Source organism: Moorena producens 3L, from assembly GCF_000211815.1.
In the GTDB taxonomy this organism is placed as follows: domain Bacteria; phylum Cyanobacteriota; class Cyanobacteriia; order Cyanobacteriales; family Coleofasciculaceae; genus Moorena; species Moorena producens.
Genome location: NZ_GL890965.1, coordinates 101,601 through 120,850, shown reverse-complemented (window position 1 = coordinate 120,850; position 19,250 = coordinate 101,601). Strand labels below are relative to the sequence as shown.

Genomic DNA, 19,250 nt, shown 5'->3' with positions numbered 1-19,250 from the left:
AGAAACTAATGGATGAGATCTTAAGTGTTGTTGCTGATTGTATTCTCAAGGCAGAGTCTATTCTTTTCATTGTTGGAGCGGGTTTATCTGCAGACTCTGGCTTACCTACATATCGTGGTGTTGGTGGACTTTTCGAGGGGATTCTCACTCAAGAAGGTGTACCAATCGAAGAAGCAATCAGTAAAAATATGTTACAAACTCGTCCCGAAGTAACGTGGAAATATCTGTGGCAAATTGGAGCAGCCTGTCATAAAGCAAAATTCAATCGCGGTCATGAGATAATTGCACAAATCGAGTCTTGGAAACCAGGTACATGGGTATTGACGCAGAATATAGATGGTTTCGAGCGCGCAGCCGGAAGTAAAAACTTGATTCAAGTACATGGACAACTCTCCGAACTATTTTGTGTAAATTGTTCTTACAGGACAACTGCAGAAGAACTCCTAGCCGGATATAGTAAACCGATGGATTTACCACCAAAATGTCCAGCTTGCGAAGGATTAATTCGTCCGGATATTGAGTTATTTGGTGAACATCATATGAGTTCGTCGGAAGAAACTTTCAAGATCCTAGATAATGCTCCCATTGATATCATTTTTTTGATCGGCACCTCCAGAGACTACCAATACATTACTAAACCTTTGTATAAAGCTCGTAGGTTAAATGTGCCCATAGTAGAGATAAATCCTGCTGAGACCGTACTTTCAGAAATAGCTAATTACCACATTTTATCTACTGCTGCCGATACACTAGATAAATTGTGGAATATATGCGAAAAACAACTGGTAAGCTAACTCTTTGCAGGGGTGGGAGTAAATACCACTTTGCTTATCACTTCCTGGGAGTTTCAGTGAAGTCTAATGCTTCGATAATTAGCTTTTACGTCCTTTAGAAAATCCGATAATCTTTAAATTAGAAATTAAACTTATGCAAGAAGAAAATTTTATAACAGTTAATGGCAACCGTTTTCACTATATGTGGTTGCGAGATAACTGTCTATGTCCAGAATGTCGCGATCCTAATTCATTTCAGAAAATCTATGACATTAGTGAAGCTCAATCTCCCCCAAAACCTGTATCTGTAGTGGAGGAGGACGATAAATTAACTATTACTTGGCAAGAACAACCGATTCACCAAAGTGTTTTTCCCATTTCTTGGTTAATGGCTCATGTTAATGAACTCGATACTCCAGTGCAATCTTCAAGAAAGATTATCTTATGGAATAAAGCTGACTTACAAAAAGAACGAACGGTAAGACACGATTTTCACAATTGTGATTCTGATGTGTGGGTGAATCAGCTTTTTAGTTTGGGTTTTACAATACTAGAAAATATTCAATCGACAAAAGAATTAGAGTCTTTGGTTTGCTCTTTGGGACCGATTTATGAAACTTACTATGGAAGATTTATACCAGTAAAGCCAATTAAGGGTACTGAAGCTGTAGATTTAGCCTATTCGTCTGTTCATCCTTTATTACCTCATACTGATTTCACTTACCTTAACATAGGGCGAGTATTACAGTTTCTTTATTGTGTAGAGAATAATGCTTCTGGTGGCGAATCAATAGTTGTAGATGGCTATCGTGTAGCTAGAGATTTTCGCCAAAATCATCCTGAATACTTTAATACCTTAGCTGAAACTCCAATACATTTTAAACAGTTTGATTTACATAGTCAATATTATTTGTGCAATATTAATCCTATCTTAAAACTCAATCAAAAAGGTGAAGTAAGCGAAATTTACTTCAGTCACAAAAACTGCAAACCCAATTTAAAATTTGATAAAGTAGAATCTTTTTATGAAGCGTATAAAACTTTTTTTAATTATTTAAAAAGCCCTGATTATCAATATTGCTCTCGCCTCAAAGCAGGAGATTGTTTGGTAGAACAGAATTTCAGGATTTTGCATGGAAGAACAGCTTATGATGCTAATTATGGCACTAGACATCTTGAGGGAGTGTTCTTGGATTGGGACTACTGTAAAGGAAGACACAATTTTAAGCAATTTCAGCATTTATATCTAGAAAAATAAATAGGGTTTACGTAACTGGCACATCTAATTCATAGGGGTATTTCTAACATGGGTTATCAAAAGGTAGTAACTGATGCCAAACATATTAAGCAACTGAGCAAACCTGATCGCTTTGTCAAGATTTCTGCCAGAGAAGATCGATGTGATCTACCATCCGCAACTTGGAACACACTCTTAAGTAATACTTATTTACAGAATTGGAAAGGAATAATTCTGAACAAAGGTGTCACCGAAATAGGAATTTACCCTATGCTTTTATGGGAACTTAAACCCCAAACCATAATTGAAATTGGTGCTCTCAATGGTGGTAGTGCTGTTTGGCTAGCAGATAACTTAGAACTTTTTGGGATTCAAGGTTCGGTTTATTCTATCGATATCGATTTATCTCTTCTAGATCAAAAAGCTAGAGATTATCGAAAAGTAAATTTTCTTGAAGGAGATTGTCATAATTTGAGTGCTGTTTTACCAAAAACAATGCTCAATCAACTTCCTCATCCTTGGTTAGTTATAGAAGATGCCCATGTCAATGTTTTGGGAGTAGTGGAGTATTTTCACAATAATGGTCTAACCAGTGGAGACTATTTAATTGTAGAAGATACTAACAAATCTATCTGGGATTATGGGAGCGAGAATTGGGAGGATCAAGAAGAATATGAAAAAGGAAGGCAAAAAATGTCTAATTTAAGAAGTTGGTTGCTTGACCATGAAGATGAGTATTTGATTGATACTTACTATCAGGATATGTACGGTTACAATGGATCGAAAAATTGGAATTCCATTCTTATAAAAGTCTGATGCTGCACTAGAAAAGTTAAACTTGATAGGCGATCGCTAATTGCATCAGGTCCAAATCCCTTGAAAATCACATTGGTGCTATTTGGTATTTTGTCCATCCCACATTCCGTACTTCGTTTTGTAGTACCAAAGGTTACAGAGCGGATGGTCTTGCTGTCTAAGTATAAATACGGATGGAACAATCCCATAAAAAGTGAAATCATCGACTTGTGGTCTATCCAGAGTTGGTATCTAAAAACTGTGTTAAATTCAGATTAAATCATGATAAAAAATATAGATCATCTTGGATTACAAGGGTCGATTATCTTAGGTTAATTATATCATTTGAGTATAATTACTCGTAAACTATCAGCCGTCAGCTGATAGCTTACAATTACCCTTAATCAAAATCTCCCCCATCTCCCCTATCTCCCCATCTCTTTAATGATGAGTATTCAAAGAAATCCCCATCATTAAGCAGGTCAGATCTCAACGAGCACCAATCCGAATCACATCTCCATCGAAGGTTGGGAGTGACAGCACAAAGGGATCAGTGGAATAGGTCAATGCCTGTTCTTCCAGAATACCGATGGCAATTTCTTCACCCATGCGCAAACTATCATAATAATCAGTAAAATAGTGAACGCCAGCCATATTGCGACCAATGGAAATATTGGCAGCGAGTTTGTTCAACTCACCCTCCAGAGTCAAAAAATCCCTCGTACGCTCTGAAACAAGTGTCGCCTCACCTTTCTTATAGGCAGATAGATCAGGGGCACGGAACACAATTCCCTGATCTTTGGGGCTATAGCGTTTAAATCTGATCTGTGTCCTTGCTTGTCCCGGTTTTGGGTTTTTGACTGGTGTTTCTACTAAAACTGCACTGGTATCAAAGAATGCCTTAAGCATGGTCACACATGCCCCAGCAACAGCGGCATGTCCTGCACCATAGGCAGGGTGCATGGGAGACCCTTCAGGAAATGCCATTGGTAGTAGATAATTCTGTGAGCCAGAGCCATTTTGATTGGCTAGTTCCAAAATCGACTTGAGAGTACCGTTGCTTTCTAGTTCACGTTCAAACCTTCTAATGTACTTGATTAATGCTCTGGGTACACTAGCTTTAGCTTGATTAGGTAGCTCTTGAAATCGCCGTAATAGTTCAATCCGGGCTGCCAATGCCTCTGGTCGCAGGCGAATATGGTTATTGAACTTCTGGAAGCGAACAGCTTTGAGTGCTCGTGTCGCTACTTCGGTAACCAAAGTTAAGATGTGTGGACCGCCATAGAGGGCAAAACCACCAGCATTGCGACGGGTTGCTGGATTAGCTGCTGCCACACCACCCCCAGAAAGATGATCAAAAACGGGATCGAAGGGTGTTTGCATCCCCAGGAGAATGATGCAAGCGTTGAGATAAGGTTCATAAAGAGCGTCGTAATGAACATAGGTTGCTAAATCCCGGGGAGTGGAGATAAATCGACGAGCTGGACGATCTGGTAGCTTAGGGTTTTGATCATTCTCTAAAACATAGGTTTCTCTGTCTTGCTTAATTCCACGCTGAACCAAGACATAGTCTTCCATGTTGGTCATGTAATCTTGGCAGGGTGTTGCAATGGGAACCTTTTGATCAATTTGCAAAGCACCATAGGTAATTTTCCCCTCTGCAACGTTGCCACCACCATTGAGATCAACATTACCTATCAGTAGAAACTGAGAGAGATAGGGACCGACTTCCACTCCTGGAGAAGAGCCTCGGAATACATTTTGCTCATCAAGCCTGCCTCTGGAATTAACCTTGCGAGGTCGTCCAGTTTGGTTGCGAATATAGTCGAGGGCATTGAGACGATTGATTGAACTCTCGATTTTGCTATTCGCTCCTCTTTTCTCAAAGTCATTGAGGGGCTGATCCCGCAGTATGGCTAATTCGTAGACCTCTGCTATCTCAAAAATTAGCTCTGGGTTAGCCTTACCGCTAGCATCCATTAACGGTGGTGCTGGAGGCATGGTAACCGCTTGTGGATCGGGTCCGTTTAGCTCAAAGACAACCCCTGCAGTTGGTGCTTGCCATTGTCTAAATTGCTCAAGCAGATCAGGGTTAGTCTCAGGTTTAATAGTGTAGTCTTGACCTGTAAATACTACCTCAAATTTGGCCCCATGACGTACCCGATCAGAGAAGGGATCAATAAAGCCATCGTCCACTGCACGGCGAAACTCCACAAAATCCTGTGGGTCTTCTAGTAGCCCTGTATCAGGGTTGTGAGGTAGCCCTTTGGTAAAGGACATAAAATACTGATCATCAGCGTGTCGCTGTTCATCCCCATTGGCTTTATGGGTAGGATAGTCTCGACTTCTGGCTAGTTTTGCAGCGTCGAGGCGAACGTCAAAAGACTTCTCTGAACGATTTGCCATGGGAACTCCTTACGAAAAAGAATTTTGATATGTTTTGAAGATGTCTATTCAAATGTAAAAAGTAATTTATGACTCTGACAGTACCCACAAGGGTACTTTTTTCAGGAAAAAAAATCGGTTGGTTTGTAAGGATTTAGCCGTTGGCCGTAGGCCACGCTACTTGAGGTGCTGTCAGCCGTCAGCCGTCAGCCGTCAGCCACAGGCTCACGCTAGGCGAACAGCTTAAAATAAACCTCTGCCCTTGAGAATTTTATAGTTCGAGATTAATGAGAATGAAAGTCTTGGAAAAAGCCCTACAACTAATCCTTAACAAAATACCAGTAGCTCAATTCTTCCAAAGAAATATGATTCTCTGGCTGTGGATCACGGAAATAGGAATGGATCGGAAGTAATTCCGCAGCAGGATTGGCTGATGCTTCAGAAACAATCTGTTTGATTCGACTCAAGTAGTTTAAAGCGGTGCTATCCCAGGTGTAATATTCCAAAACATACTGCTGACAACGTTTCTGTAACCTTTGCCACAGTTTTTGATCACAAAGTATTTCCCTGATGCCTCTAGCAATATCTGCTGTATTGTTGGGATCAACTAACATCCCATAGTCTTCATCCCCGACTTTTAAACTTTCACTGATACCACTATTTTTTGTTACCACTATCGGTAATCCAGCTGCTGCTGCTTCTAAAGGAGCAAGACCAAAGGGTTCAAACAGGGAGGTAAGAGTAAACACCGAACCACGCTGAGCAAAATACCGATAGGAGGCGGCTAATGCTGGTTGATCGGGTACTGAGAAAGCGCTAATTTTACCCCACAAATTTTTTTCTCGTACTACTTCCCGGATTGGACCTATTACTAGTTTTTCGGTCTGTTGATCGTGGACTTTTTCTTGCAAGGGGTTATCCAATCCACCAGTAATCAGCACCACATTGGCTTTCTGTTGCACTATCACATCATCAGCAAATGCTTGCATCAAACCTAGGAGGTTTTTCTTGGGATCTAAACGGCTGGATGCCAAGATAGCTGGTAGATTGCGCCGTGACTCACTGATGTCCCGGCGCAATCGCTCTTCAATCAGTTGATAAGTCGCTTGTTCATTATTAGCGATCGCATCGGAACCAAAAACAGAAGCATTCACTCCCGGTGCAATCACGGCAAATCGATGATCATCTTCTATATCCACTGCTCCACGATAAGCATGATGACTGTACTGTTGGAACCGCTCTTGTGCCGTATTAGTAATATTGAGGGCTGAGTGGTTCATGCTCAACCGTTCGGCTAGGATCCGGTATCGGAAATTGTAATAGTGATCAATTTCCGCCAGATTCTCTGGAGTGACGTGGAGTTTATCCATTTTTTGAGCCCCTAGGGAATGACCTGTGAAAGTAAAAGGTATCCCGGTCTGTTGCTCAATCAGCACTCCACACAGTCCCCCATCACTATAGTGGGTAGTCATGATATCAGGGAATCGACCTTCCTCTCGATAAAACTCCAGGATGTTTGGTACCCAGTCTTGGACGAGATAGGGCCATAACAACTCCTTGCGCAGGAACTCTTGTGGTCCGGCTGGCAATCGGATAATCCGAAGGTTGTCTACACTCCCATAGCCATCAAATTTCTCGGCAAATTCTGGCCAATCCGGATCAATGATGTGGCGGGTGAGAATATCTACTTGGTGACCTTGTTTTGCGATCGCATCTGCCACTTGCCTGACATAGACCAACTGACCACCGAAATCGGGATGTTCGCTAATGTAGCTATTTTTATGGTCAAAATTACCGTGAGGGTTGAGAAATCCAATGTGCATCACACTGACTCGAATAACAACCAACTGTTACCAAACCCTTACAATTCCTAGGATTGACAATCCGGGTTGAGCTTGTTTTGGGGCTCTTATGTTAATTAAAAATTAAACTTATCATTATATTATGAAATTCGGTTGTTTTCACGACACACTTAATAGTTTTTAATGTTAAGTTATATTAAGAAGCATCGGGAAAGAGGAGACCTCTTGCGTAAATAGCCAACAACAGCGTGATAACTACCAAGAAATCCGGGAATGTGAGAGCCCCTTCTTTCTAAGGAGGGGATGAAACAGACGCGGCGGGTTGAAACCCGCCGTATCCATTCAAGTAAGTTATAATAAGTAAGGAGGTGATATAAATATGTACAGAACAATTCCAATCAAAGCGAAATTCACGGACGAAGAAAATGCTTTTTGGTTATTTCAGTGCGAACAGGCCAATAGTTTGTGGAATTGTGCCACCTATTACTCCAAGCAAAAACATTATAGTTGGTTGGAGCAGCAACCAGAAGCATTTACAACTTACTGGCGCGGAGACGATCTAAGGTACGGATGGAAAACGTACAAGTGCGCTGTGAAGTATGCTGAGCTATGTAAAAGCCTTAAAGAAAACCCTCATTACAAGGCGATGGCGGCTCAATCAGCGCAACAAAACCTCAAAACTGTAGCCGAGTCAATTGCTAGCTATAACCAATTAGTCGGCCTTTACTATAAAGGTCAGGTAGATAGACCAAAGCTGATCAGGTATCGCCAAAAAGGTGGTCTAGCTGCTGTTACCTTTCCTCGCCAGGCACTTACTTACAAAAAAGGTTTATTTTATCCGTCTATTAGCAAAGAAAGTAAGCCAGAATTACTTACTGAAATCACCTTAGAGCCACCATGGTTCATAGATCCAGACTGGGTAAAAGAGGTAACCATTCGCCCATATCTAGGACAGCTCTGGATCGATTGGGTTATTGATAATGGAAAGCAACCAGTAGAACAAAATTCTAATTTAGATTATTCTCAAGCTTGGAGCTTTGATCATGGTGGAGATAATTGGCTGACCGGAGTTTCAACTCATGGGAAAAGCCTAATTATTGATGGCAGAAAGCTCAAATCTCTGAATCAGGGTTATGCCCGGTTGGTTGCTAAGTACAAAGCCGGAAAGCCTGAGTTTTATTGGGATGCGAACCTGGATAGGGTTCAAAGAAAACGCAATAACCAGATGCGTGATGGGATCAACAAGGCTGCCCGTTTTATTATCAATCGGTGTTTGAGTGATCGTATTGGAAATCTAATTATTGGGTGGAATGAACGACAAAAAGATTCAATAAATATGGGGCGACGGGGAAATCAAAACTTCGTCGTAATTCCCACTAAAAGACTCATTGAGCGATTAAAGCAACTAGCCTGCGAATATGGAATAAAACTAACAGTTACCGAAGAAGCGTACACCAGTAAAGCGTCTTACCTAGATGACGACAGCCTCCCAAAACATGGTGAAAAACCCCAAGGATGGACACCGTCAGGAAAACGGGTAAAGCGTGGAATGTACAAAACTTCTAAAGGTGACCTGGTAAATGCGGATTGCAATGGTGCCGCCAATATCGCCAGGAAAGTAGCCACACAGTTAGGTCTCGACCTTACCAAGGTGGGTAGAGGGAGCTTGACACTCCCACATCGATATGATCTTTTTGGATCTCTGTCTAGATCATATCGAACAAGATGTGGAGCGGCACGGTTTCAACCTGCCGCGTAACAACCTTGTAGAATCCCCCGTGTTTCAACCGGGGGAGATGTCAAGATAGTTACCTCCTAAAAACTGACTTTTACAAAAGGTCTACGGTTAAGGCAGGGACGTTATTCGTAATCAATCGTAAACAAATTCAGGAGAGGTAAGACATTCTATGGTTAGTTCTATGGTTAGTTCTATGGTTAGTGAAGCAAAGACCCAATCTCCTCACCATGTGGTCATTGTTGGTGGCGGATTTGGTGGACTCTATGCTGCTCAGGCTCTGAGAAAGGCACCAGTGAAAGTAACTCTAATCGATAAACGGAACTTTCATTTGTTCCAGCCCCTACTCTACCAAGTGGCTACCGGGGGCTTATCCGCTGGTGATATTTCCTCACCCCTGCGGGCAATCCTGAGTCACCAGAAAAATACTCAAGTGCTGATGGGGAAAGTAATTGGTCTTGACCCGAACCAGAAAACCGTTCAACTAGCAGACAAAGAAATATCTTACGACTCCTTGATCGTGGCCACTGGCGTTAGCCACCACTACTTCGGTAATGATCAATGGGCACAAGACGCTCCTGGTTTGAAAACCATTGAAGATGCCCTAGACATTAGACGTCGGATTTATTCTGCCTTTGAAGCAGCAGAAAAAGAAACTGACCCCGAGAAACGTCGCGCTTGGTTGACCTTTGTGTTGGTAGGAGGCGGACCAACTGGAGTGGAATTAGCCGGAGCCATGGCAGAATTGGCTTACGACACCTTAAAAAATGACTTCCGCGATATTGATACCTCCGAAGCGAGGATTGTGCTGTTGGAAGGGATGGATCGGATTTTGCCTCCTTACCCACCGGAGTTATCAGTAAAAGCCCAAAATTCTCTGGAACGGTTAGGGGTGACAGTACAGACAAAGACTCTAGTTACTAATATTGATAATGATATAGTTACCATGCGTCGAGGAGAGCAGGTAGAGGAAATTAACGCCAAAACTGTTCTGTGGGCAGCAGGGATGAAAGCATCTGCCATGGGCAAGGCGCTAGCAAACGCTACTGGTGTCGAGCTAGACCGGGCTGGACGGGTGATAGTACAACCGGATATGAGCTTGGCCGGACATCCGGATATTTTTGTGATTGGTGATTTGGCGAATTTCTCTCATCAAACCGGTAAGCCCCTACCAGGAGTTGCGCCAGTGGCGATGCAACAAGGCAAGTATGTATCTACTCTGATTCAGAAGCGCCTCAAGGAGGAGACAGTACCGGATTTCCATTATCAGGATTATGGTAATTTAGCGGTGATTGGACGGAATGCCGCAGTAGTGGATTTGGGGTTTGTTAAGTTCTCTGGTTTCCCCGCTTGGCTAGCCTGGATTTTTATCCACATCTTCTTCCTGATTGAGTTTGATAACAAGTTGCTGGTAATGATTCAGTGGGCATGGCATTACCTTACCTTTAAGCGCGGGGTTCGTTTAATTACCAACCTTGAGGAAGAACCAGCAGGGAATTTCGAGGAGAGAAGAGATTATCGGACGCCGGTACAGGTGTAGAGCTTTAGGGATTAGGGATTTAGGTAAGCTATCAGCTATCAGCATTCAGCTATCAGCATTCAGCCATTAGCTATCAGCTTATGCGCTACGCGCACGCTACGCGAACAGCCATTGGCCTACGGCCAAGCTACATCGAACAGCTTTTGAATAAAATAAGCTGACGGCTGACGGCTGACCGCTGACCGCTGACCGCTGAATGCTTACGTATTAAGAACCCTTACACTAAGTTTAAGTAGTAAAACCATTAACCTAAACTTTAATCCCTAATACCATTAACCTGATCCATGAGTCAGATTTCCTCTAAAACATCTACTCCTCCCTCGATTAATCTATTGGAGCAACCAGCCGCTTGGCTGTACAGTTTCTGGAAATTTTCTCGTCCCCATACGATTATTGGGACGAGTTTAAGTATTTTTGCCCTCTATCCCATTGCCGTGTCCATGACTAACAGTGGTTGGACTTGGCAAGGGTTCGGTCAACTGTTGGGAGCTTGGATTGCTTGTTTGTGCGGTAATGTCTATATCGTAGGACTAAATCAAGTCCACGATGTGGAGATTGACCAGATTAATAAACCCCATCTTCCCATTGCTGCAGGGGAGTTTTCTCTGCAACAAGGTCAGGGGATTGTGGCGATAACTGGTATCCTAGCGCTACTGTTTGCTTGGTTATTGGGACCGTGGTTGTTGTTGATGGTCAGTATTAGTTTGGCAATTGGTACAAGCTATTCCTTGCCACCGATCCGGCTGAAGCGGTTTCCCTTTTGGGCAGCGCTATGTATTTTTTCAGTACGGGGAGCAATCGTTAATGTAGGTCTGTTTTTACACTTTAGTTGGGCATTGCAACAGGGACAAGTGATGATGCCCACCGCAGCAGTGTGGGCATTGACCTGGTTTATCTTAGTCTTTACCGTTGCGATCGCAATATTCAAAGATGTCCCAGATATCGATGGGGATAAGCTTTTCAATATCACTACCTTTACCATCCGCCTCGGTAAATTGGCGGTATTTAATATAGCACGGGGGGTGATTACTGCTTGCTATCTCGCCATGGTGCTAGCTAGTGTGCTGCTCCTCGGTTCAGTAAATATCCTCTTCTTGGTAGGAACCCATCTGGTAGCATTAGCAGTAATGTGGTGGCGCTCTTACCAGGTAGACTTGGAGGATAAAAATGCGATCGCTAGTTTTTATCAGTTTATCTGGAAACTGTTTTTCCTGGAATATTTAATTTTCCCAGCGGCTTGTCTCTTAAGACTATAGGGTTTCTCAATCAATCGAATCAACAGCCCGTCAGCCGTCAGCCGTCAGCCGTCAGCCGTCAGCCGTCAGCCGTCAGCCGTCAGCCGTCAGCCGTCAGCCGTCAGCCGTCAGCTTATTTTATTCAAAAGCACCTCTGCATCAAGACAGCGTGCCCGTAGTGCATAAGCTGATAGCTGATAGCACCTCAAGTAGCGTGCGCGTAGCGCTTAAGCTGACCGCTGATAGCTGACCGCTGATAGCTGATAGCTGATAGCTGATAGCTGATAGCTGAATACTTACAAAAAAATAGCCGTAGAAATACTATCCACGGCTATTTAAACTCCACAATAAGTCCGTTGAAATTGTTATATAGCAGTCGCCAGCGATGCAGAGGTGCGACCCGTGGCGAATTTAATTCGCCAACGGAAAGCGCACCATTACGGTCTTGGGGGTTTCCCCCATGAGCGACTGCATCAAGACAGGGCAGTTAGGACATTACAAAAGTCTCAAAGCTAAGTAAGCGCAAGAGTTTTACTTTTGACTTCTGACTTCTGACTTCTGACTTCTGCTATGTCACTCAGTTACTAAACCTAACCTGATGTGATCCTATTTAAGCAGACCGGAACCTTTGACTGGGGGGAAAACCCCCCAGAAATTCAAGGTGTTATGGCAACAACCAATACTTGTTTAGTGTAGTTATCACTTCGCCTGGAACCTCAGTCGGCTCCAGAGGAGTCCATTCGCAAATCTCCGCATACCCTAGGGCATACATGGTTTGCATACTATAAATTACTGCTTCCCGAGACCCTTTCAAAGTGTGCTTAGCAGGTTGTTTTTTGAAGTTTTTAGTAAATCCTTATCGCATAAGTTAATAATTGAACTCATTGTGGTCATTTAATGATTATTGTAATGATTATAATTATGATTGTCAAGGGTTTAAAAAACTTTTTTTGGAATTTTTAGGATTAATAAAAAACAGCAATATTCTGAAAATGATGCTACGCAAACGCTAATTTTTAACTAGTTTTTTTTACGATATTGTTGGAATTATTTGGTGCATCTCATATTTGTAAAAAAGTTGCGTAGGGTGTGTTAGGGGGGCCTCATTTTCGTCCTCGTAGCCAGGCTTTGGATAGCCAGCCCCGTAACGCACCACCGTGTCAAACAGCTTTTAGGAGATGCACCCGAATAATTTGCTCCTAAAAGAGAGATATTGCACCAGTAAAAAAAACTTAATAACGGCAGTAATAACAATCAATTTTAGTACTAAAATAGTCAAATATTATCACTGTTCCCTGTTTACTAGCTTGACAGGTAAATTTTAAACTTGGTGCAAGATCTAAGTAAAATGAGGGTGAGCCCCTGAGTGGTGCGTTACGGGACCGGCTGTCCCAACCAGGGACGAACAGGCGTAAAATGAGAGTGAGCCCCTGAGTGGTGCGTTACGGGACGGGCTGTACCAACCAGGGACGAACAGGCGTAAAATGAGAGTGAGCCCGTCCCTAACGCACCCTACGCCACTATTGCTAGCATGCCTATTGCCTCTTGCCTCCCTCTTACCTGTTCCCTTTTCCCTATTCCCTGTTCCCTATTTCCTGTGCCCTTTGCTCATGACACAATCAATCTTGAGGATGCCAGAAAATGCCAGACTAACATCCCAACAGTTTTACGACCTGTGTTGTGCTAATCCCGACTGGAAACTAGAGCGAACAGTACAAGGAGATTTGGTAATTATCGCTCCAACCGGTGGAGAGACAGGAGCAAGAAATGCTAATCTTCTGATTCGTTTGGGAATCTGGAATGAACAATCTCAATTAGGAATAGTGTTTGACTCATCCACAGGATTTCATCTACCTAACGGAGCTGATCGTTCACCAGATGTAGCGTGGGTTAAGCGGGAAAGATGGGAGGCTCTAACACTGGCAGAACGGGAAAAATTTCCACCCCTAGCACCAGATTTTGTAATCGAATTAATGTCTCCAACGGACAACCTCAAACCAGCCCAACTAAAAATGCAGGAATACTTAGATAATGGCGTTAAATTGGGTTGGTTATTCAACCGATTAGCCAAGCAAGTGGAAATTTATCAATCTGGGAAACCCAAACAAGTATTAGAGCAGCCTGATAAATTATTCGGAGAACCAGTTTTGCCTAGTTTTGTTCTAACACTTGATGGTTTTTGGTAAGAAATTGCTATATAAGCTGTCGCTCATTTAAACGACCTTGTCTTGACGCAGTTGCTCATGGGGGAAACCCCCATGAGCAACTGCATCGCTTGATTAAATCAGGAAAAAAAACCTGAAACTCTTTTACCTTCTGCCTTCTGCCTTCTGCCTTCTGCCTTGCTGTTGTGCAATTTAAATGCAAAACAGCTTATGGCGAGGGGGCATTGTAATTTCCTGGGAATTAACAGGACTGACGCCATTGACAAGTGCTTCTGTTAAGCTATGAAATCAGCTGCTGTAATATCTCCTTGGCTCACATTTAACAGTGAGCCAATACCAAAACCTGTAATGTTATCTACAATTATTAAACTGTTTGGCAGACCACTTAGTATGAACCCCAGATCATTGAACGTCCGATTTGATACTTGTATGCGATCAATTCCGTCTTCAAAGTCTGTAATCGTGGTAAATCCCTCTGTTGATAAGACAAATTGATCAGCACCGCTACCGCCAATCAAGTCGTTAAAACCGCCATCACCAATAAGCTGGTCATTACCATCTTGTCCCTGCAAAGTGTCGTTACCAGATCCTCCCCATAAAGTGTCGTTACCATCTTCCCCCCACAAAGTGTCGTTACCAGAACCACCAATTAATTGGTCTGAACCATTACCACCAATGAGCTGGTCATTACCATTTTCCCCCCACAACGTGTCGTTACCATCTTCCCCCCACAAAGTGTCGTTACCAGAACCACCCATTAATTGGTCATTACCATTTTCCCCCCACAAAGTGTCGTTACCATCTTCCCCCCACAAAGTGTCGTTACCAAAACCACCAATTAATTGGTCTGAACCATTACCACCAATGAGCTGGTCATTACCATCTTGCCCCCACAAAGTGTCGTTACCATCATAACCCCACATCATATCGTTATTTGCAGTACCAATTAATGAGTTATCTCCGTTGTTTCCTTGAATAGTCGCCATATCAGTTGCTCCTTTTTTCTCAAAGCTTGTTACTTCTATCTACTTCTATGTCCAAGCAATCAGACTTATGCAACTGATTTACAAACTTATGCAACTGATTTACAAAACTTGGCTCTTCCGTACTTGTTATGCTAAATTAACACTTTGCCAAAGGGAGCAGGGAGCAGGGAGCAGGGAGCAGGAGGAAGAGGCATTATTCAGAAAAATTGATGGTTAAATAGCCTCATAACCCTTACACAGTAATATTTTCGGAGATTTTTAACTGTAAATTTAGCATAGTAGGTACTGAAGAACCCAAAACTTTACAAGAGTTCATGGAAATATAGGGCGCGTTTGACACTCGCCACCGCGTTGCTTAATAATGGAATGATTAACCAAAAATGGGGATTTTATGAAACTTTAAATAATAAATAAGAAGCCTAATTGATAACTTCAACATCTCTTCAGATTTAGAGTAGCATAGAGAAATTCGATGTAGTCTGGCTAAATAATGTCTCAATTGTGATGACCATATTTATGAGTTTTGTGGCTATGACAATTAGGGCATTGCATGGTTTGATTTTTATTAAACCATTCCTTAGGTGAGCAACGCCCTACAAGTGACGTTATCTCCTCTCCCGTTGTGTCTAATCTGATCTCCGGATAGTTACTCTGATTAAAAATCCGCGTTGCTGAATCTTCGAATGAATAGAAGTAGAGTGGGCATCCTGCCCGCCCGAAAATAAGCATGAAACTGGCAAGATGCCAGTTTCATGCAAGATGCCCATTCCACGGCAAGATGCCCGTTCCACGGGTCGCACCTGTAGAAACACCAAAGTTCATTTGGCTAGCTCCCATATTTTGTAAATCGATCACTCAACTAACGAGATAATAGGGGTTTCAGTATTGGAGTTTAGTGTTTTTGCACCACTGAGATGCACCGAAAACCAGTCTGACCTATTCGGCCAAGTTAAACAAGTGACCTTAGTCAACTTAAGCCGTCAAGTTCAGTCATCCCTTGAGTTAGGATTTTTGTAAATTTTATTGAAGCCTTCTCTTTATCTTTTTTTAAGTTTATCTAAGTAAAAAGGTAATCATACCACATCCGCTGGTAATAAGTAAAATGTATTGGATCCAAGGCAGAAGGCAGAAGGCAGAAGGTAAGCATTCAGCTATCAGCCCTCAGCTGTCAGCTAATCAACGGGAGGTAGTAAACAAGCTGACGGGCTGGTAAGGCTAGTTGAAAATCCCTGGTCGTTGTACTGATCCGAGTCCGTCCAGTTAAAGCGCCTGCTAGCACTTCAAGTAGCGTGCGCGTAGCGCATAAGCTGATAGCTGATAGCTGACGGCTGAATGCTTACGGCAGAAGGCAGAAGAGTTTCAATTTTTTTTAGTTAATCAAAGGTCGTTGAAATGGGCGAAAAATTATCATAAACATTACACCTAAAAAGCTGATTATTTTGAGACTTATATAGCGGTTATCATATTCATGAAGTACACAGGATTTTTCCCCTGTTACCTGCTCCCTGCTCCCTACTCCCTGTTCCCTGCTCCCTAATCCCGGCTCCTATAAGGTAAAGGTATAAAATTTAAAAGTATCAAATACATCTCATCAGAGAATTAAAGATTTGATATAGAGCAGACAAAAGTATTTACAATCCTCTGATTGCAAATTAAATTGGGTTCGAATAAAACCTGTTAAAAAGCTCCAGTTTATGGCTAAAACTATCTTAAATAAAAAAAAATATCAAATAATTTAGCAATTATAAAATCTATCGTCTAAACTTTCAGGAGCTCTAAAAGTAACAGGCTCTTTATTCGTGACGTTTGTAAGCTAAGCACAGTCAACCCTAGAGGTCAACCATAAAACTACCTAAAAACAGCAATATTTTCAGGTCAATATTATGGTGTCAGCTGTAAAAAAAAAACCTAATTTAACTTAACCTCTAGGATTTTTTCCTGATGGTTGGGAACTCTTATAGATAAGCCTTAGGTTTATTTAACCATTTGTTATGACAAATCTCAACAGTGTTCTTCAACGAGACCCATTTGCCGACAGCACATTAGTTGTAAACGATGAAGGGATTACCATTCGCCTGATCGACGGCAGTAGGAATAATTTAGACCAAGTCTCTTTGGGTATCCCTAATACCCCGTTGCTGCGTTTGTCTCCAATTGAGTATGAAGACGGAATCCAGTCACCGGCGGGTATAGCATTTGATGCAGAAGGCAATGCTCTGATTGGTATAGATGGCAATACCGTTACGCGCCAACCCATTCCGATATTTACCCAAGCCGAAGCAGACCGATTAAATGGATTGGGATTGAATGTCATATCCAATACAGAAGGCTTAAGCAATGTATCTGATGCGCCCTTTGTATTGCTTAATCCACCCGATCGCCCTAGTACCCGAGTGATCAGTAATGCCACCTCTAACCTAGAGGAAGGAGAGTCTGATCCCAATGGTAATGGCTTAAGCGCTTTCATTTGGGCTTTTGGTCAGTTCGTCAACCACGACACTGATTTAGCAGCAAATGGGTCAAAAGAAGAGAACCAGAACCGGTTAGAATTGCTCAATTTCCCCATTGACATTCCAGCCGATGACCCGAATTTTCCACCAAACACTCCTCCCACTCAAGAAATTTCTACACAGGCAGATGGTGGCTTGGAGTTTGACTTTGAACGGGATGCGTTTTTCAGCGGTACTGGGGAGTCTGGGAGCCCAGGAAAAGCCATTAATACTGTTACCTCTTGGCTTGATCTTTCTGTAGTTTATGGGTCTACGGAAGAAGAATATCAAGCAATTCGTGCTTTTTCAGAAGGTCAGCTCAACGTCTTCTCAGATGAGACATTTGCCACTAATGACGACTTGTTACCCCTTAACATCACAGGTGCTGATGGAGAACTGATCAGTGGTAAAGGCGCTTTTATGGATGTGGGTTTTCTAGCGGGGGATACACGGGTTAACGAGAACGATAGTTTGGCATCCCAGCATACCCTCTGGATGCGTAATCATAACCGCCTTGCCCAAGAACTTTCTAGGTTTCATCCTGACTGGACAGATGAGCAGATATATCAACGCTCTCGCCAGATTAATATTGCCCAATATCAAACTATTGTCCTGTACGAGTGGCTCCCCCTGATGGTGGGTGATGTGATCACTGACTACAGCAGCTATAACTCTGATCAAACCCCAGAAATCACTAGTGAATTCGCCGCTGCTGGTCTTCGTGTTGGTCATACCCAAACTAATAACCGTATAGACACTATTGATGCTGATGGTAATCTCACCAGTTTGCAATTATTAAGAACATTTGGTTCACCCAATATTAATGATAGTAGCGATATAGATAATATCTTGCGCGGTGCGAGTCAAACAATTACTGAAGATGTTGATACTGATATAGTTTTTGACCTGCGCAACGCTTTAGTACCAGGAGCGATCGGATTTGACCTTTACTCTGCTAATCAGCAACGGGGACGGGATCATGGCTTGGCTGACTATAACCAAGTGCGAGCAAGTCTCGGTCTACCACGGGTAACGACTTTTGCGGAAATTACTTCAAATGCAGAGTTGGCAAATACTCTCGAAAACCTCTACCAGACTGTGGAAGATATCGACTTATTGATTGGGCTGTTTGCAGAAGATCCTGTTGCTCCATCGAGTGCGGGAGAAACTATTCAAGCAATGCTATGGGAGCAATACGAGCGGATACGGGATTCTGACCGCTTCTGGTTCGAGAGACCGATTGAGGATGGCGGTTTCTTTACCCAAGAGGAAATTGCAGCCATAAAGGAAGTGACGTTTGCTGACATTATCAAGCTCAACACCGAAATTACTACAATTCCAGACAATGCCTTCGTAATCAGCTCCGATAACAATCCCTCATCTGATGGACTGCTAGATTTAACCGGCTTGTCGGGACAAGCTACAGCAACTGTGACTAGAGAGGCGGACTATGACAATTTAATTGGCTTTTATGTAATTGCTGATCAACAAGGAACGATAATTGATTCGATCACGGGTCAATCTCTTACTCCTGGCCAAGAGGGTTATGCAGAAGCTGCCATTGATGCCAGCGTGGTTGATTTCAAGGTAGACGAAAACTTGACCACGGTGAATTTTGATGTTACACTTCCTGGAGGCTCTATCTTAGCTCCCTACTTAGTTACAGATGGGGAATTGGATGATGTTCAAAATGGTGATGCTGACATATTCTTTGCTTTCACAGCTGCTAACAGTGATGGCATGAGCCACATCCTTGAACTTGGAAATGGGAGTGACAACACATTCACATTCGCTTTTGAAGATTTAAGTGGTAATGATAGTGAAGAAAGCGATGCTCTAACAGAGCCGCTAAGCGATCGCGACTTTAACGATCTAGTGATTGATATTACCATTTTATAATGGTTCATCAATCGGTAATGATATGAAAAAAAAATCCCAATTCCAGTAGGGTGGGCAAAGTAATCTAATCGTGAATACTCAAAATAACCAAAGGGTTTTTGCCCACCCGACAAGCTACTGAATGATTAGAAAAAAAATCCCAATTCCAGTAGGGTGGGCAAAGTAATCTAATCATGAATACTCATTTAAACCAAACTGTTTTTGCCCAC

General features: G+C 42.5%; 13 protein-coding genes and 1 pseudogene. 10 read left to right on the top strand and 4 right to left on the bottom strand.

The genetic code is table 11. The features are described 5' to 3' along the window. The first annotated feature begins 8 nt into the window (after positions 1 to 8). The 4 genes from LYNGBM3L_RS26840 (at position 9) to LYNGBM3L_RS41845 (ending at position 3,084) form a co-directional block, all read left to right on the top strand. Positions 9 to 794: a Sir2 family NAD-dependent protein deacetylase gene (locus tag LYNGBM3L_RS26840; protein ID WP_008188815.1), complete on the top strand. Its 786-nt coding sequence runs from the start codon at positions 9 to 11 to the stop codon at positions 792 to 794. A 133-nt stretch (positions 795 to 927) separates the two neighbouring features. After that, on the top strand, positions 928 to 2,031 hold the full coding sequence (locus LYNGBM3L_RS26835) for a TauD/TfdA family dioxygenase (protein WP_008188813.1): 1,104 nt from the start codon (positions 928 to 930) through the stop codon (positions 2,029 to 2,031). Between the two features lie 48 nt (positions 2,032 to 2,079). Continuing rightward, entirely contained in the window at positions 2,080 to 2,826 is a 747-nt protein-coding gene (locus tag LYNGBM3L_RS26830; RefSeq protein ID WP_008188812.1) for a CmcI family methyltransferase, read from the top strand. Positions 2,827 to 2,886: 60 nt separating this feature from the next. Next, positions 2,887 to 3,084, top strand: a complete 198-nt coding sequence (locus LYNGBM3L_RS41845) for a hypothetical protein (protein WP_131827075.1) — start codon at positions 2,887 to 2,889, stop codon at positions 3,082 to 3,084. 210 nt (positions 3,085 to 3,294) lie between these two features. Here LYNGBM3L_RS41845 and LYNGBM3L_RS26825 read toward each other — a convergent pair whose 3' ends face one another. Beyond that, positions 3,295 to 5,211 (bottom strand): phosphatase PAP2 family protein, encoded by a 1,917-nt coding sequence (locus tag LYNGBM3L_RS26825; protein WP_008188810.1) that lies wholly within the window; start codon positions 5,209 to 5,211, stop codon positions 3,295 to 3,297. A 299-nt stretch (positions 5,212 to 5,510) separates the two neighbouring features. Beyond that, positions 5,511 to 7,013 (bottom strand): glycosyltransferase, encoded by a 1,503-nt coding sequence (locus LYNGBM3L_RS26820; protein WP_008188809.1) that lies wholly within the window; start codon positions 7,011 to 7,013, stop codon positions 5,511 to 5,513. A gap of 358 nt (positions 7,014 to 7,371) precedes the next feature. Between LYNGBM3L_RS26820 and LYNGBM3L_RS26815 the strand changes: the two genes are divergently transcribed. The 5 genes from LYNGBM3L_RS26815 to LYNGBM3L_RS26800 all read left to right on the top strand — a co-directional run bounded on the left by LYNGBM3L_RS26815 (position 7,372) and on the right by LYNGBM3L_RS26800 (position 13,688). After that, on the top strand, positions 7,372 to 8,751 hold the full coding sequence (locus tag LYNGBM3L_RS26815) for an RNA-guided endonuclease InsQ/TnpB family protein (RefSeq protein WP_008188808.1): 1,380 nt from the start codon (positions 7,372 to 7,374) through the stop codon (positions 8,749 to 8,751). A 172-nt stretch (positions 8,752 to 8,923) separates the two neighbouring features. Then, positions 8,924 to 10,267 (top strand): NAD(P)/FAD-dependent oxidoreductase, encoded by a 1,344-nt coding sequence (locus LYNGBM3L_RS26810; RefSeq protein WP_044495002.1) that lies wholly within the window; start codon positions 8,924 to 8,926, stop codon positions 10,265 to 10,267. A 284-nt stretch (positions 10,268 to 10,551) separates the two neighbouring features. Continuing rightward, entirely contained in the window at positions 10,552 to 11,523 is a 972-nt protein-coding gene (locus LYNGBM3L_RS26805) for a homogentisate phytyltransferase (protein WP_008188806.1), read from the top strand. Continuing rightward, entirely contained in the window at positions 11,505 to 11,681 is a 177-nt protein-coding gene (locus tag LYNGBM3L_RS44400) for a hypothetical protein (RefSeq protein WP_154659930.1), read from the top strand. Before LYNGBM3L_RS26805 ends, LYNGBM3L_RS44400 begins: the two co-directional genes overlap by 19 nt. 1,431 nt (positions 11,682 to 13,112) lie before the next feature. After that, positions 13,113 to 13,688: a Uma2 family endonuclease gene (locus LYNGBM3L_RS26800; protein ID WP_044494972.1), complete on the top strand. Its 576-nt coding sequence runs from the start codon at positions 13,113 to 13,115 to the stop codon at positions 13,686 to 13,688. 254 nt (positions 13,689 to 13,942) lie between these two features. Here LYNGBM3L_RS26800 and LYNGBM3L_RS26795 read toward each other — a convergent pair whose 3' ends face one another. Continuing rightward, a complete protein-coding gene (locus LYNGBM3L_RS26795) occupies positions 13,943 to 14,653 on the bottom strand; it encodes a calcium-binding protein (protein ID WP_008188803.1) in 711 nt (236 codons plus the stop codon). 370 nt (positions 14,654 to 15,023) lie between these two features. After that, positions 15,024 to 15,161, bottom strand: a pseudogene (locus tag LYNGBM3L_RS37170) (IS1 family transposase); the annotation flags it as partial. A 1,483-nt stretch (positions 15,162 to 16,644) separates the two neighbouring features. Between LYNGBM3L_RS37170 and LYNGBM3L_RS26790 the strand changes: the two are divergent. Continuing rightward, positions 16,645 to 19,041: a peroxidase family protein gene (locus LYNGBM3L_RS26790; protein ID WP_008188800.1), complete on the top strand. Its 2,397-nt coding sequence runs from the start codon at positions 16,645 to 16,647 to the stop codon at positions 19,039 to 19,041. The last annotated feature ends 209 nt before the right edge of the window (positions 19,042 to 19,250 follow it).